The sequence below is a fragment of the Enterobacter sp. BNK-16 genome (genome assembly GCF_048684955.1).
Classification (GTDB): domain Bacteria; phylum Pseudomonadota; class Gammaproteobacteria; order Enterobacterales; family Enterobacteriaceae; genus Enterobacter; species Enterobacter bugandensis.
This window is the reverse complement of record NZ_JBLQTQ010000001.1, coordinates 1,765,035-1,780,622: the sequence shown is the minus strand read 5'-3', so window position 1 is coordinate 1,780,622 and position 15,588 is coordinate 1,765,035. Positions and strand designations below refer to the sequence as shown.

The window sequence follows — 15,588 nt, the reverse complement described above, 5'->3', positions numbered from 1 at the left end:
ATACAGGGGACGTTACATACTCAGTATTAATCTACGCATCACGCTCTGCAACCGGTTACTGTAACCGGTTTCTGTGATTGTGAAGAGGATCCAGAAATCAGCCATCCTAGATATTTGTTACTTAAGAGATATTTACAGAGCATAAATTCTTATGACAGATTACGCAGGATATTTGTCAGGAGGAAACAATGAGTTTGCAGTCCGTACAGCAGTTTTTTGCCGATAACGCGCCGGAAATAGAGGTAATAGAACTTAGCCAGAGTACGGCTACCGTTGCGCTGGCTGCTGCCGCCCACCGTGTAGAGCCGGGACAAATCGCCAAAACCCTATCGTTGAAGGTTAAAAATGAGGTGATTCTGGTGGTGGCGAAGGGTGATGCGCGTCTGGATAACAAAAAACTGAAAGACACGTTTGGCGCGAAAGCACGCATGCTCAGCAGTGATGAAGTGGTTACCGTGACGGGTCATCCCGTTGGTGGCGTCTGCCCGTTTGGGCTTGAAAACCCACTTGCGGTTTACTGCGATATCTCTTTAAAACAATACGCTGAAGTGCTCCCCGCCGCTGGCGCTATCCATAGTGCCGTACGTATTTCTCCGGACAGAATGGCAGAGCTGACTTCAGCAAAGTGGGTTGATGTGTGCATCTGAATGACGCGCCAGGGCATATCTGGCGCGCAAAAGGTACAGGTTACAAAAATGTCGGTTTGCTTAGCCCCACAGTTCGCGGTTCTCTAACCGGAAGATGGGTAAGAATATCCGCTGCATCAAGCAATCCTACGTCAGAATTCACCCCTAGCTTCACCATCGCATTAAACTTATGCGCGCGAATAGTCTTGATATTGCGTTCAAGCTGCGCCGCGATTTCGGGAATGGAATATCCGCATGACATATAACGTAAAATTGCTCTTTCCGTTGGGCTTAACATCCGGTTCTGACTGCAGTACCAGTGGTTAAGCATATTGTCATTAATGCGCAGCGTTTCGCTCAACAATACCACTAACTCCTTCAGCAGGTGTTCAAGGGTCACCGATTTACTGACCACACCGTGAAGCCGTGAAGGCGAAAGATGGCTAATCAACCTCGCCTCCATCTCATCCGAGACCAGGATAATGCGCTGAATATGGCTATGCGTAAACGCGAGATCCCGCAGATGCGCCAGGCAGTTACGTCGTTCTTCTCGCGCATCGGAAAGCGAATAGATCAGCGAGAAAAAATTCACGTGATGCAGTGCTTTCTTAAAGCCATCAAAATCATTAAACAGGTGCAGTTGATATTGGCTGAGTTCAGACTGCGTAAAAAGATGCTGCAGCCCGACCGCACTCATCGAGCAATTTTCGATGATGGCGATATGTCTTGTTGAATCGGTTTTTTCCATTCCTCGAACTCTCCATAGGCTGACATTAAACTCAGCTCTCTCATTCCCTGTGTACTGTTGATCCAGGCGTACATATCGGCATTACTCCGTAATGACAGCCTTCTCATCGCACTGTTTTTCTGCGCACTGATCGTTTTATTGCTCTTTTTAAGCAACGTAGCGATTTGGTTAATCCCCCACCCTTTGCCTAACAGGCGAAGCACCTTACGTTCTGAGTGCGTGAGCGCAATAAAGTGTTCGTCGTCATCCTCACTTTGCTCAGGTTCTGGGGTTAATAACGTCTGGCTTATCCGTTCTGCGCGTTCGCTCCCTGCCCGGATAGCGTTAACGACACCTTCGATAGGTTCCATATCAGAAAGCAGCGTGCTTTCCGGCCGCATAAGCAGCTCAACGGCAATAGGGTAAAACGGCCGGGAGACCAAAAATATCCAGTGGATTTCCCGGTACTGGTTCAGTAAGCGGTAATACTCTTCGAGCGTACCCCGTGGGTTCCTGTATTCGCCTGAAACGTCGGCGATAATCACATCTGCGCGGCGCAACTGAAGCAGGGTTAACTCCTGCAGTGAGCGGCAGTAGGTCAATTCAAAATCGGGGAAATGACGTGCCATCACGTCCCCTAACCCATTCTGCATGACGGGTATCCGGCTAATGACAACGCCATGCTTACCAGGCAACGACAACATAGACCCTCCGTGTCCATTTTCCTTCGGTGCGTCATGTAAAACGCACCAAGGTATAAATATTTTCTTCCCTGAGTATAAAAAGATTAATACAAGCAGAAGATGAGATATGTTCTTAGTTTAGGAAATGCCTAAAACAGCGCTAATATCTCACAAAGCGCAAATCAATTTAATTGTGCAGACATTAAAATAACAACAAAATAAAATTAGAATTTCTAAATACAAATATTTTATTATTTCAAATTAATAATTCATCGTATTAATAAATTAATCCTGTAAGTCGTCGTGACGAGGGGGGTAACTGTTTGCATAAACCTTGATCTGACCCACAGCAAGGGCCACTGCACTTTGTGCTAAAAGTAGGCATTACGGGCCAACCGGCAACTATTCACCTTATCTTCGGGACAATACATGCAGGCAGATCGGTCAACGCAGCGTGCTATCACGCGGCTCTGTATTCAGTGCGGTCTTTTTCTGCTCCAGCACGGCGCGGAAAGCGCGCTGGTCGAGGAGCTTTCAACCCGGCTGGGGCTGGCGCTGGGGATGGACAGCGTTGAGAGCGCTATCTCGTCCAACGCCATTGTGCTGACCACCATTAAAGACGGGCAGTGTCTTACGTCCACCCGTAAAAACCACGACCGCGGCATTAATATGCACGTTGTAACCGAGGTCCAGCACATCGTCATCCTGGCTGAGCATAAGCTTCTCGATCTCAAGGAGATTGAAAAACGTTTTAACCAAATCAAGCCATTACGTTATCCACGCTGGCTGGTCGTGCTTATGGTGGGGCTGTCGTGCGCCTGTTTTTGTAAGCTCAATAAAGGCGGCTGGGACGGCGCGATCGTCACCTTTTTCGCCAGCAGCATCGCCATGTACGTGCGCCAGCTGCTGACGCACCGGCAGCTGCACCCGCAAATTAACTTCTGCATTACCGCGTTTGTTGCCACTACGGTGTCTGGCCTGCTGCTGCGCCTGCCGCAGTTTGCCGCTACCCCGACGATTGCGATGGCCGCCAGCGTGCTTCTGCTGGTGCCGGGCTTCCCGCTGATTAACGCCGTTGCCGACATGTTTAAAGGGCACATCAATACCGGGCTGGCACGCTGGGCTATCGCCAGCCTGCTGACGCTGGCGACCTGCATCGGCGTGGTGATGGCGATGACGCTGTGGGGGTTACGAGGATGGGCGTGATAGATTTTCTGCTGGCGCTGGCACAGGACATGGCCCTGGCGGCCATTCCTGCCGTCGGCTTTGCGATGGTATTTAACGTTCCGCAACGCGCTCTGCCGTGGTGTGCGCTGCTGGGCGCAATTGGCCACGGCTCGCGAATGGTGATGATGACGGCGGGCTTTAACATCGAATGGTCGACGTTTATCGCCTCTATGCTGGTCGGCAGCATCGGTATTCAGTGGTCGCGCTGGTATCTGGCGCATCCGAAAGTGTTCACCGTCGCCGCCGTTATCCCGATGTTCCCCGGCATATCTGCCTATACGGCGATGATTTCCGCGGTGAAAATCAGCCATTTTGGCTACACCGAGCCGCAGATGATCCTTCTCCTTAGCAACTTTCTTAAGGCGTCCTCCATCGTCGGTGCGCTCTCTATCGGGCTGTCGATACCCGGGCTATGGTTCTACCGCAAACGCCCGCGCGTTTGATATTTGTGTTATTTCGCTGCCGTGGAGATAATCTTTCTGGTCCGTTTGGTAAAAATAAGGAAAGGATGTGGCTAACTCTGGCAGCGAACACCCCGATCACAGTGAAGAATCGAGCCTGAAAGAAAAAATTTTTCAGAGCGCTATCGCGCTGTTTGCCGAATTTGGACTGAACGGCGCCCGCATGGAGCAGATCGCGGAGAAAGCAGGTACCACCAAACGCATGGTCGTTTACCATTTTAAAAACAAAGAAAATCTCTACCTGCTCGTCCTGGAGTACGTTTACACCCAAATTCGTGCCAGTGAAAAGGCGCTTAGCCTGGCGGATATGCCTCCCGTCGAAGCGCTGGTCCATCTGGTTGAAGCCACCTTTGACTATCATGCCGATCACCCGGATTACATCCGTATTATCTGCATGGAAAACATGCAGCGCGGCCGTTTTATGCAGCAGTCAAACTATCTGCGGCAGGTCAACCGCAGCGCGCTCGACCTGCTGGAAGGTATCCTGCGCCGGGGCAAAGAAAAACAGCTTTTCAGCCAGACGGTTGACGCCCGCGACCTTCACCGTCTGATCAGCAGCTTCAGCTTTCACTACGTTGCCAACAGCTACACCTTCACCCTGCTGTTTGAAGAGGGTGCAGACGAGCAGGCCCAGCGCCAGCACTACCGTAAAATGGCCGTTCAGGTGGCGCTGCGTTATACCTGCCACTAAAATTGCTTGCAATTAAATCGCGCACAATCTATATTCATTTCATGAACGCAAAAACGAACGACACGACCGCTGCGCTCCTGCTGGATAACCAGCTCTGTTTTGCCCTCTATTCGGCAAATCTGGCGCTTAATAAGCTGTACCGGCAACTGCTGGCGCCGCTAAACCTGACTTACCCGCAATATCTGGTGATGCTGGTGCTGTGGGAGCAGGATGACGTGACGGTGTCGGACATCGGTGAACGGCTGTTCCTTGACTCCGCAACGCTGACGCCGCTTCTGAAGCGTCTGGAAAGCGCAGGGCTAATCAACCGCCACCGCTCGCGTAAAGATGAACGTCAGGTCGCCGTCACGCTGACTGAAGCCGGACGTGAACTTCAGCAGCAGGCACTGGGTATCCCACACGCGGTGGGGTGCGCCGCACAGTGTGATACCGACACCATGCTGGCGCTCAAGCAGCAGCTGGAACTTTTGCGACAACAGATTCAACGCGCGTAAGGCTATACTTTACGCGTTCTTATTTACCCATATACATCGCACGCTATTTAATAGCACATATAAAGTAAGATGAGGAACCTGCCATGTCTTTAGAAAAAGTTGTTTATACCGCCAAAGCAAAAGCAACCGGGGGCCGTGACGGCCGCGCGACCTCTTCCGATGGCGTACTGGACGTCAAACTGGGCGTGCCCAAAGAGATGGGCGGTATGGGTGGAGAAGTCACGAACCCTGAGCAGCTGTTTGCTGCGGGTTACTCTGCCTGCTTCCTGGGCGCGATGAAGTTTGTGGCGGCTCGCGACAAATTTACCCTGCCAAAAGAGGCGTTTATTGAAGGCGAAGTGGGTATCGGCCCGCTGCCGACCGGTTTTGGTATCGAAGCAAAACTGAATATCCACGTTGAAGGGATGGATCCTGCGGAAGCCAAAAAGCTGGTCGATGCGGCGCATATCGTTTGCCCGTACTCTAACGCGACCCGCGGCAACATCGACGTGACGCTGAATATCATCGCGTGATAACTGCCTGATGGCGCTGCGCTTTTCAGGCCTACGACTGTAGCCCCGGTAAGCGCAGCGCCACCGGGGAAATCCCCTCCATCCCCTCCCCTCTCTGTGCTACCATAAGCCCATATCACGCCCGTAGTAATCAGTTGAGTAAGCGTTATGTCCTCCAGAATTCTGACCACCAGCATTGCTGGCATTGATGCCTTTATGCGCGACCCACGCGGTGTGTTGACCCACGCCGAAGGCGGCACGGTTGCGGTTTTTGCCGACAACGCGCCGGCGTTTTACGCAATCACGCCGGAACGTCTGGCGCAGCTTCTGGAGATCGAAGCGCAGATGTCACGTCCGGCAAGCGACGTCACGCTGGATAACCAGTTTTTTGAAGAACCGGTTAATACCCCGCTAACCGTTCCGATGGGCAAATTTGTCCTGTACGCGGGCTGGCAGCCTGACGCAGATTTTCAGCGGCAGGCAGCATTGTGGGGCATTGCGTTAACTCAGCCAGCCACCGCGGAAGAGCTCGCCGCGTTTATCGCCTGGTGGCAGGCGGAAGGCAAAGTGTTCACCCACATTCAGTGGCAGCAAAAACTCGCGCGTCATCTTCAAATTACCCGCGCCAGTAACAATGGCCAGCCTAAGCGCGATATCAACACGTTTTCAGAACCGGATAAACAGATCCCGAGTGGATTCCGAGGTGCGAAATGAAGAACGTCGGCGACCTGATGAAACGTCTGCAAAAGATGATGCCAGCCAACGTGAAGCCCGCCTTCACCACGGGTGAAGAGCTGCTGGCGTGGCAAAAGGAGCAAGGAAAAATTCGTGCCGCCGCGCTCGCCCGCGAAAACCGGGCGATGAAAATGCAGCGCACCTTTAACCGCTCCGGTATTCGTCCCCTGCATCAGAACTGCTCGTTTGATAACTATAAAATTGAGACCAGCGGGCAGATGAACGCGCTCGCCGCCGCGCGTCAGTACGTGGATGAATTTGACGGCAATATCGCCAGCTTCATTTTTAGCGGCAAGCCGGGCACAGGTAAAAACCACCTCGCGGCCGCCATCTGCAACGAACTGCTTCTGCGCGGTAAATCGGTCCTCATTATCACCGTGGCCGATATCATGTCCGCCATGAAAGACACCTTCAGCAACCGTGAAACCAGCGAAGAGCAGCTTCTTAACGATCTGAGCAATGTCGATCTACTGGTCATCGACGAGATTGGCGTTCAGACCGAATCCCGTTATGAAAAGGTCATCATTAACCAGATAGTCGATCGCCGCTCTTCGTCCAAACGTCCCACCGGGATGCTGACGAACCACAACATTGACGAGATGACCCGCTTACTGGGTGAACGCGTCATGGACCGCATGAAGCTGGGCAACAGTCTGTATGTCATCTTCGACTGGGACAGTTACCGCAGCCGCGTCACCGGCAAAGAGTATTAAGACAGTTCCAGGAATCGCCAGCAGGGCGCAGGTATATACTGGAACCCCTTCCGGCCCAAAACGGACCTTTTTGAGAAAGACATTATGAAAAAACAGATTCTTATCAGCACTTTTTTAGGCGCGCTGCTGGTTACCGGCGCAGCACAAGCGGCTTCGTGGCAGGAGTCCCTGTCAAGCGCCGCGAATGAGCTGACCAAAGAGAGCAGCAGCGCCCAGGGCGGGCTCTCGGCCTCTTCTCTCACCAGCCTGCTGAGCAACAGTTCCCAGAGCCTGAGCGCGGGCACGATGAACAACGCGGCGGGGATCCTGGAATATTGCGCTAAGCAAAAGCTGGCCTCGGTGACCGACGCGCAAAACGTGAAAAACCAGGTGCTGGGTAAACTGGGTCTCGACACGCAGGAGCAAAAAGCGGACACCAGCTATATGGACGGCATTCAGGGCCTGCTTAACGCGCAAAACGGCCAACAGCTGAATCTGAGCACCCTCGGCAACTCCGCCCTGGCAAAACAGGTGAAAACCAAAGCCTGCGATCTGGTGCTGAAACAAGGCGTTAATTTCATCTCCTGATCCGCCCCATTTTCTGCCACAACACGCCGCGTTTAATGCGATAGGCTTGCATCGCGGCGTTAAACGAGCATTTTTCCTACCTGCCACCGTCTCAGCGTCCGTTTGTCAGGATGCGACCATCCTCATAAAAACGATTTTATAAACCAAATCCTAACAACAGCACACTTTCGTGACACTAAAATTGCAGCTAAACGACATCGCCATTACATTGTCTTACCAAAAATAAACAGTTAGCCAGCGAAGCACCTGGCGTCATGAGGATATGCTGTTGTCAGAATTCATCTCTCTTATCCTTTTTCTGGCTTCCGTCGGCGTTTATGCCTGGAAAGCCGGCCGTAACACCTGGTGGTTTATCGCCACGCTGGTGGTGCTCGGCATTTTTATCGTTTTAAACATTACCTTATACGCCAGCGATTACTTCACCGGCGACGGCATTAACGATGCTGTGCTCTACACCCTGACGAACAGCCTGACGGGCGCGGGAGTAGGTAAATACATCCTTCCGGGGCTGGGACTGATCGTGGCGCTGGTGACGATTTTCGGCGCGCTCGCCTGGGTGCTGCGCCGCCGTCGCCATCTTCCTCACCATCATGGCTACAGCCTGCTGGCGCTTTTCCTGGCGCTGGCCTCCGTCGACGCCAGCCCCGCGTTTCATCAGATCACCGAGCTTGTAAAATCCCAGTCGCGCGACGGCGATCCGGACTTCGTGGCCTACTATAAAGAGCCGTCGAAAACGATCGCCAACCCGAAGCTCAACCTGGTCTACATCTACGGTGAAAGCCTGGAGCGCACCTACTTTGATAACGATGCGTTTCCGAACCTCACGCCGGAACTGGGCGCGCTGAAAAACGAAGGCCTCGATTTCAGCCACACCATGCAGTTACCCGGCACGGATTACACTATCGCCGGGATGGTGGCCTCCCAGTGCGGTATCCCGCTGTTCGCACCTTTTGAAGGCAACGCCTCCGCCTCGATGTCGACGTTCTTCCCGCAGAATATTTGCCTGGGCGATATCCTGAAAAACTCCGGCTATGAAAACTACTTTATGCAGGGGGCAAACCTGCGCTTTGCCGGAAAAGATGTGTTCCTGAAATCCCACGGTTTTGACCACCTGTATGGCTCAGAAGAGTTAAAAACGACGGTTGCCGATCCCACCTACCGCAACGACTGGGGCTTCTATGACGATACGGTGCTGGACGAAACCTGGAAGAAATTCGAGGAACTTTCCCGCGCCGGGAAGCGTTTTTCTCTCTTTGCGCTGACGGTAGATACGCACCATCCGGACGGGTTCGTCTCGCGCACCTGTAAGCGAAAAAGCTATGACGTGGACGGCAAAAACAACAAGTCTTTCAGCGCCGTGACCTGTAGCCAGGAGCACATCGCCGCGCTGGTCGAGAAAATCAAAGCCTCGCCCTGGTTTAAAAACACCGTCATCGTCGTATCGTCTGACCATCTGGCGATGAAAAACAGCGCGTGGGACCAGCTCAGCAAGCAGGATCGCAGCAACCTGTTCTTCGTGCTGCGCGGCGACCAGCCGCAGCAGGAGTTAATCGCCACCAAACGCAACTCCATGGATAACGGCGCAACCGTGTTGGACATTCTGGGGGGCGACAACTTTATTGGCCTCGGGCGCAGCACGCTGTCGGGGCAATCCCTGTCGGAAGTGTTCCTCAACATGAAGGAGAAAATCCTCGCCTGGAAGCCCGACATCATCCGCCTGTGGAATTTCCCGAAAGAGATGAAAGACTTCACCGTCGATCGGGATAAAAACACCGTTGCCTTCTCCGGCAGCAATTTCCGCCTGCCGCTGCTGGTGCGCGTGTCGGATAGTCGCGTCGAACCGCTGCCGGAAAGCGAGTATTCCGCGCCGCTGCGCTTCCAGCTGGCCGATTTCGCCCCTCGCGATAACTTCGTCTGGATTGACCGGTGTTACAAAATGGGTCAGCTCTGGTCGCAGCCGCTGGCGCTCTCTACGGACTGGTGCGTCTCTCAGGGCCAGCTTGGCGGGGAGCAAACCGTGCAGCATGTCGACAAAGCCCAGTGGAAAGGCAAAACCGCCTTTAAAGATACGGTGATTGATACGGCTCGCTATCAGCACAACATCGACATGCTGAAAATCGTCGACAACGACATCCGCTATAAAGCGGACAGCTTTATCTTTAACGTGGCCGGCGCGCCCGAAGAGGTGAAGCAGTTTAGCGGCATCTCCCGTCCGGAGTCGTGGGGACGCTGGTCAAACGCGCAGCTGGGCAACGAGGTGAAAATTGAGTACACCCATCCGCTGCCAGAACAATTTGATCTGGTGATCACGGCCAGGGCGTACGGGCCTAACGCGAATAAACCCGTACCGGTGCGCGTGGGCGATCAAGAGCAGACGCTTACGCTTGGAAATGACGTAAGCACTCACACCCTGCATTTTGAGAATCCATCGCGCAGCAGTACCCTGGTGATTGTGCCGCCAGACCCGCAGTCCACCAATGAAGGAAATATTCTCGGCCATTCACCGCGCCAGCTCGGGATCGGCATGGTTGAAATTAAAATCGTGAGTCGCGCAGGCTAATGGTCACCCTTAACCTCACCGTTCGGCCCACACATTCCGACGACGTTGCCGCCCTGCCCGCCATTGAGCGCGCGGCGGGCGAGCGTTTTCGTGACTACCCCGACCTCGCCTGGCTTGCCGATGGCGAGGTCATTTCCGCTGAACAGCATCTCGACTATGCCGAACGGGGGCTAAGCTGGCTGGCGCTGGCGAACGACCGTCCCGTGGGGTTTATCCTCACTGAAGCGCACCCTTCGTCGCTGTTTATTGTGGAGCTCTCGGTCGATCTGGCCTGGCAGGGAAAAGGGATCGGTCGGCAGCTCATCGCCTGTGCAGCTGACCATGCCCGCCAAAAGGGGCTGAGATCGCTGACGTTGACGACGTTCCGGGACGTGCCGTGGAATGCGCCCTTCTATGCGCGGCTGGGGTTTGAAATGATGACGAGGCTGACGCCTGAATTGCGTGAAAAACGCGAAGAAGAGACGGCGCACGGTTTAGCGTATGACTCCCGCTGCGCCATGCGCCTGCCGCTTTGATATCGCCCGGTGGCGCTTCGCTTACCGGGCCTACAACAAGCTTCCGTTGGCCGGGTAAGGCGTAGCCGCCACCCGGCACAACGCGCTGGATCAGAACGTTTCCCAGTTATCGCCCGCGTCCGCCGTCGCGACTTTACGCGACATCACCGGCGCGACAACGCTTTTCGCGGCAGCGAACTCGCGCGCCTTCATCTGCTCCTGCTGAATGCGGAACACTGCCACGGCCTGCGTCAGACGGCTCGCCTGCTCTTCCAGCGCCGCCGCCGCTGCGGCTGACTCTTCTACCAGCGAGGCGTTCTGCTGGGTCACGCGGTCCATCTCTGCCACCGCCAGGCCCACCTGGTCGATACCGCGGCTCTGCTCGTCGGACGCAGAGGCAATCTCGCCCATGATATCGGTCACGCGGGTCACCGCGTTCACGATCTCACCCATGGTTTCACCGGCGCTTTCCACCAGCGTTGACCCCACTTCCACGCGTCCCACGGAGTCTTCAATCAGGCTCTTGATCTCACGTGCTGCCTGAGCGCTGCGCTGGGCCAGGTTACGCACTTCCCCTGCCACCACCGCAAATCCACGACCCTGTTCGCCCGCACGCGCCGCTTCTACCGCCGCGTTCAGCGCCAGGATGTTGGTCTGGAAGGCAATGCCGTCGATCACGCTGATGATATCGGCAATTTTCTGCGAACTGCCCGCGATGTCACGCATGGTTTGCACCACGTTGTCCACCACCTTGCCGCCCTTCTGCGCGGTTTCAGACGCGCTTAGCGCCAGGTGGCTCGCCTGACGGGCGTTTTCGGCGTTCTGCTTAACGGTCGCCGTCAGCTGTTCCATGCTGGCAGCGGTCTCTTCCAGGGAAGCGGCCTGCTGTTCAGTACGGGAAGAGAGGTCGTTATTGCCCATCGCGATTTCGCTCGCGCCGCTATAGATAGCGTTCGCGCCGTTACGCACGTCGCCCACGGTACGCACCAGTTCGCCCTGCATATGACGCAGCGAGTCGGCCAGTTCGCCCATCTCGTTAGAGCCTTCCACGTCGATGCGCTTCACCAGGTCGCCGCTGGCGATGTGGCGAATATTGTCAATGAGACGCGTCAGCGGAGAGATCAGCGCCTGCTTGATACCCAGCCAGACGGCCACGATCACCACCAGCACGGCAACCAGCACGCTGATCAGCACCCAGATAGCCTGAGTGTAAGAGCTGTTGCTGTCTTCAACCGCCATCTGGTACAGCTTGTCGTTCTGCTGCAGGTAGCTCACGTACTGCTTCTCGAATCCATCCTGGTAGCTCTGGGTCGGCTGGTCGAAGAAGGCGTTGATTTTACCCGCCCCCAGCAGTTGAATCAGCTCAGCCAGCGCACCGTGGTAGATATCGTAGTTACGTTTAATTTCCAGCGCAGCGGCGTCGCTCTGACGCGGGTCGCGCGGCAGGGCTTCATAGTCAGCCCAGTTTTTTTCCGCCTGTTTCAGCGAGGCAGACGCAATCTGCATCAGATCGTTAACGGTCGCGCCGCTGCCGATATTGTTCTGATCCATCATGTAGCGGATGCCCGCGCGGTTCAGGGTATTACGGGTTTGCAGCAGCGCAACCCAGCTCCCGTTAAGGGTGGATTGTTGCTGACGAATGGTTTGCAGGACGGTGAAATTCTCTTTGTCATTCTTCAGAGCATTAAAGAAAAGACCACCGGATGTGAGTTGTAAAAGGCCAAATATCGCTAAAACCAGCATTAAGCTGGTGACAATCTTGATACGGTTTAACATGTTTTCTCTTTCCATCAGACAGATAACAGAATTTTCGGCCTGATAAGGGAAAACTTTACAAAAAACGCACTCTTTTCGTGCAAAAAAGTCGCGCAATCGCGTTTCACACCCGCACAGTGAAGCCAATCACATTTCTTCTCCCCATTTTGCGACGCTGCGGGCCCCGCTTTTTCCTAACCTACTGAAATATCTACCCTTCCGCCGACATCAATATAAAAACAATATCAATAACCCCGCCAATCATATTGGAACCCCAATCAACGGCACCCGAAAATGTAAGGAGATAACCCGTTAAGGAGTAGTTATGTCCCGTTCCGTCTTTACTGATTCCCCGTTTGAAGCCGCTGAAATCCTGCGCGCAGCTAAACCCGGTTTTACGCCCCGCATCGCGATGATCCTCGGCTCGGGTCTCGGCGCGTTAGCCGACAGGCTGGAAAATAAAACCGTTGTCTCATACGAAAAGCTGCCCGGTTTTCCGGTCAGTACGGTCATTGGCCATGCGGGCAAAGTGGTGATGGGGAGCCTGCACGGCGTCAACCTTATCTGCATGAAGGGCCGTGGGCATTTTTACGAAGGCGTCGGGATGGGCATCATGACCCACGCGGTACGTACCTTTAAGCTGTTGGGATGTGATTTCATGCTCTGCACCAACGCCGCCGGCTCCCTGAACACCGACATTCCAGCGGGTTCGCTGGTGGCGCTGAACGACCACATCAATACCATGCCGTCCACGCCAACGGTGGGTCCCAACGATGAACGCTTTGGCCCACGCTTTTTCAGCCTGGCGAATGCCTACGACAAGACGCTTCGCGAACGCCTGCACGCCACGGCAAAAACTCTCGGCCTGACGCTGCATGAAGGGGTGTTTGTCTCCTACCCTGGCCCCAACTTCGAAACGGCAGCAGAGATCCGCATGATGCAAAGAATAGGCGGTGATGTCGTCGGTATGTCAGTGGTGCCGGAAGTGATCGTTGCCCGCCACTGCGGCCTGCGCGTGCTGGCCGTCTCCGCGATTACCAACATGGCGGAAGGTCTGAGCGACGTTGAACTTTCCCATGAGCAGACCCTGAAATGCGCTGCCATGGTCACAGATGATTTTATTCGTCTCATCAGCGAGTTTGTGAAGCACTACCGCTGATCGTTATCCACAGACGGGCATCCGTGCCCGTCAGGAGAATACACATGTCTGATAACAACTATTCTCGCGGCAGTTTGAACGCCGTATCCTACCTCAGCTACTACTTTGTCGGCGCGCTGGTATCGACGCTCGGGATTGTCCTCGGCCCGCTGTGCGCGGCCTTCAACAAAGATCCGAGCTTTATCGGCCAGGTATTTACCCTGATGAACATCGGCATGTTTGTGCCCATTATGCTCGGCGGCCTGCTGATGAAAAAATGGGGGCTGCAAAAACCGCTGGCCATCGCCGCCGCGCTCACCCTCGTCGTGAGCATCGTGCTGTTTACGCACCCGACCCTGACCCTGTTCAGCGTGGCGGTCGCCCTGATGGGGGCCTGCGGCGGGATCTTCATGACTATCGGCAGCTATCTGGTGGTACGCATTAATCCCGATGAAAAAAGCCGTTCTGCCAGCCTGATTTTCACCGATTTCTTCTTTAGCCTTGCCGGGGCAACGCTCTCCTTCCTGTTGGCGTGGCTTTTTAAGCTTGGCGCAAGCTGGATGGCGATGTATGCCATCATGGGGGCACTGGGTGCGCTGATGCTGGTTCTGGTGCTGCGCGCTCGCTTTCCGACGACAGAAGCGGCAACACCCGTTGAAGCGACTTCGCCGGTGGCTGAACCCTGGGGAATGTCGGTATGGCTGATTTGCCTTTCGCTGTTTCTGTTCCTGCTGGCCGAGCCCATCTTCACCATGTGGACGCCGGGCTATCTGCAATGGCGCTTCGTCATGCAGCCTGAGCAGGCAGCGCTGTTTACAACCGTTTACTGGGTCACCAAAGCAACCGGGCTGTTCATCAACCAGTTCACCGTCAAGCTTATGAAGCTGCGTACCTTCCTGCTGATCTGCACGGTTGTCGGGATGATCTCCATTGCGCTTATCGCCAACAGTGGCAGCACTACGGCGATCCTGATTGCCTGCGGCTGCTTTGGCTTCTTTAACTCTGGCCTGTTCTCCGGGCTCATGAGCTACGGTTCGCTGCAGGTGAGCCGCAGCTCGCCAACGCTGATCTCCGCTCTGCTGACCTGCGGCACCGTCGGCACGCTGCTGTTCGCCACCGTATCGTCGCTGGTGAACAGCCGCTTTGGCCTGCACGGTGCGGTGAATGCCGCGACCGTCGCCTACGCTGCCCTGCTTCTGGTGCTGCTGTGCGCGGTTATGCGCAGCCGGGCCGAGCGTTTGCATCACTCAACCGCCAGCGCGGTTTGACAGACCAGGGAGAGGACGGCAACAATGGCGGCAACCTCTCCTTTACCAGCCATCCTCATGAACGATTCTGCTCTCCTCAGCCGCGTGCGCATGCGCATGCTACGCTACTTCCAGGTTCTGGCCGATGAACTGCACTTTGGCCGCGCAGCGGCCAGGCTGAATATCTCCCAGCCGCCGCTAAGCATGCAGATTAAAGAGCTTGAAACCCTGCTCGAGGTTGAGCTTTTCGAGCGGACGAGCCGTAAGGTCGTGTTAACCCACGCGGGAAAAATATTGAAGGCCGAGGTCGACCGGCTGCTGAGCGCTGCCGAACAGTCCCTCAACTACGTTCAGCAGATTGGCCGCAGTGAAAAACAGCATATCAACATCGGCATTATTGGCAGCGCCATCTGGGGAACGCTGCTTACCCGGCTTAAGACGCTGCACGAGCAGTACCCCAACGTCCACTGGACGCTGACAGAGCTCTCTCAGCAGCAGCAAATAGAGGCGTTGCGCGCCCGCACGATTGATATCGCCATCAACCGCAACGTCATCCCCAACGCCGAGGTCAACATCCGCTGCCAGCTCATTTCGCGGGAAACCATGCGCCTGGCGGTGCATGAAAACGACCCGCTGGCGAAACGCAGCCGCGTATCGCTGGCGGAGCTGGCGCAGCGCCCCTTTATCTCACTCTCCTTTAACCGGGGCGACTTCGCGCGTCAGGTATACGACGCCTGCGCGGAACATGGCTTTCAGCCGCTGATTGCCCAGCAGGTCTTTGAGCCACAAACGGTGCTGGCGCTGGTCAGCGCGGCCACGGGAGTGGCGCTGCTGCCGGAAACCTGCGCGCTTATCCACTGGCCCGGCGTCACCTTTGTCACGCTTGAAGAACAGATTCCCGCCGACCTGTACGCCCTGTGGTACGACGCCCCTCTCCCCGAGCTGTTCAGCAACGTCCTCGCGGCATTACGCGGATGAG

17 protein-coding genes are annotated in these 15,588 nt (G+C 55.2%); 14 read left to right on the top strand and 3 right to left on the bottom strand.

Annotated features, from left to right (window positions below; all coding sequences use genetic code 11):
- Positions 1-188: 188 nt before the first annotated feature.
- Entirely contained in the window at positions 189-647 is a 459-nt protein-coding gene (locus ACMGGH_RS08595; protein ID WP_023331967.1) for a YbaK/EbsC family protein, read from the top strand.
- Between the two features lie 40 nt (positions 648-687).
- Here ACMGGH_RS08595 and bglJ read toward each other — a convergent pair whose 3' ends face one another.
- Together bglJ and ACMGGH_RS08585 are read right to left on the bottom strand one after the other, a co-directional pair.
- Entirely contained in the window at positions 688-1,323 is a 636-nt protein-coding gene (bglJ, locus tag ACMGGH_RS08590) for a DNA-binding transcriptional activator BglJ (protein WP_193051535.1), read from the bottom strand.
- Positions 1,320-2,057 carry a helix-turn-helix transcriptional regulator gene (locus ACMGGH_RS08585; protein ID WP_028015423.1) on the bottom strand — a complete coding sequence of 246 codons (738 nt, stop codon included), beginning with the start codon at positions 2,055-2,057 and terminating at the stop codon, positions 1,320-1,322. The genes bglJ and ACMGGH_RS08585 overlap by 4 nt, the downstream gene beginning before the upstream one ends.
- A gap of 408 nt (positions 2,058-2,465) precedes the next feature.
- On the opposite strand from ACMGGH_RS08585, the gene ACMGGH_RS08580 reads away from it, so the two are divergent.
- From ACMGGH_RS08580 to ACMGGH_RS08535, 10 genes are all read left to right on the top strand, one after another.
- Positions 2,466-3,242, top strand: coding sequence for a threonine/serine ThrE exporter family protein (locus ACMGGH_RS08580; protein ID WP_028015422.1), 777 nt, complete (start codon positions 2,466-2,468; stop codon positions 3,240-3,242).
- Complete coding sequence (locus tag ACMGGH_RS08575; protein ID WP_232948646.1) at positions 3,233-3,706, top strand: threonine/serine exporter; 474 nt, start codon at positions 3,233-3,235, stop codon at positions 3,704-3,706. The genes ACMGGH_RS08580 and ACMGGH_RS08575 overlap by 10 nt, the downstream gene beginning before the upstream one ends.
- A gap of 67 nt (positions 3,707-3,773) precedes the next feature.
- Entirely contained in the window at positions 3,774-4,415 is a 642-nt protein-coding gene (locus tag ACMGGH_RS08570) for a TetR family transcriptional regulator (RefSeq protein ID WP_232948647.1), read from the top strand.
- Between the two features lie 41 nt (positions 4,416-4,456).
- Positions 4,457-4,909, top strand: a complete 453-nt coding sequence (locus ACMGGH_RS08565) for a MarR family winged helix-turn-helix transcriptional regulator (RefSeq protein WP_028015419.1) — start codon at positions 4,457-4,459, stop codon at positions 4,907-4,909.
- Between the two features lie 83 nt (positions 4,910-4,992).
- A complete protein-coding gene (locus ACMGGH_RS08560; RefSeq protein WP_013095463.1) occupies positions 4,993-5,421 on the top strand; it encodes an organic hydroperoxide resistance protein in 429 nt (142 codons plus the stop codon).
- A 147-nt stretch (positions 5,422-5,568) separates the two neighbouring features.
- A complete protein-coding gene (gene dnaT, locus ACMGGH_RS08555; protein ID WP_028015418.1) occupies positions 5,569-6,114 on the top strand; it encodes a primosomal protein DnaT in 546 nt (181 codons plus the stop codon).
- On the top strand, positions 6,111-6,848 hold the full coding sequence (dnaC, locus tag ACMGGH_RS08550) for a DNA replication protein DnaC (RefSeq protein ID WP_028015417.1): 738 nt from the start codon (positions 6,111-6,113) through the stop codon (positions 6,846-6,848). The genes dnaT and dnaC overlap by 4 nt, the downstream gene beginning before the upstream one ends.
- A gap of 84 nt (positions 6,849-6,932) precedes the next feature.
- Entirely contained in the window at positions 6,933-7,415 is a 483-nt protein-coding gene (locus ACMGGH_RS08545; RefSeq protein ID WP_048959799.1) for a DUF2501 domain-containing protein, read from the top strand.
- 268 nt (positions 7,416-7,683) lie between these two features.
- A complete protein-coding gene (opgB, locus tag ACMGGH_RS08540; RefSeq protein ID WP_048959805.1) occupies positions 7,684-9,975 on the top strand; it encodes a phosphatidylglycerol--membrane-oligosaccharide glycerophosphotransferase in 2,292 nt (763 codons plus the stop codon).
- Entirely contained in the window at positions 9,975-10,490 is a 516-nt protein-coding gene (locus tag ACMGGH_RS08535; RefSeq protein ID WP_232948648.1) for a GNAT family N-acetyltransferase, read from the top strand. Before opgB ends, ACMGGH_RS08535 begins: the two co-directional genes overlap by 1 nt.
- Before the next feature lie 90 nt (positions 10,491-10,580).
- Here the strand turns inward: ACMGGH_RS08535 and tsr are convergent, their stop codons facing one another.
- On the bottom strand, positions 10,581-12,245 hold the full coding sequence (gene tsr / locus ACMGGH_RS08530) for a methyl-accepting chemotaxis protein (protein WP_048959804.1): 1,665 nt from the start codon (positions 12,243-12,245) through the stop codon (positions 10,581-10,583).
- A gap of 304 nt (positions 12,246-12,549) precedes the next feature.
- Between tsr and xapA the strand changes: the two genes are divergently transcribed.
- Genes xapA through ACMGGH_RS08515 form a run of 3 tightly spaced genes read left to right on the top strand, consistent with a single transcriptional unit; the run spans position 12,550 to position 15,587 of the window.
- Positions 12,550-13,383, top strand: coding sequence for a xanthosine phosphorylase (gene xapA / locus ACMGGH_RS08525; RefSeq protein ID WP_232948649.1), 834 nt, complete (start codon positions 12,550-12,552; stop codon positions 13,381-13,383).
- 44 nt (positions 13,384-13,427) lie between these two features.
- Entirely contained in the window at positions 13,428-14,630 is a 1,203-nt protein-coding gene (tsgA, locus tag ACMGGH_RS08520) for an MFS transporter TsgA (RefSeq protein ID WP_232948650.1), read from the top strand.
- A gap of 24 nt (positions 14,631-14,654) precedes the next feature.
- Entirely contained in the window at positions 14,655-15,587 is a 933-nt protein-coding gene (locus ACMGGH_RS08515) for a LysR family transcriptional regulator (RefSeq protein ID WP_226839344.1), read from the top strand.
- The last annotated feature ends 1 nt before the right edge of the window (position 15,588 follow it).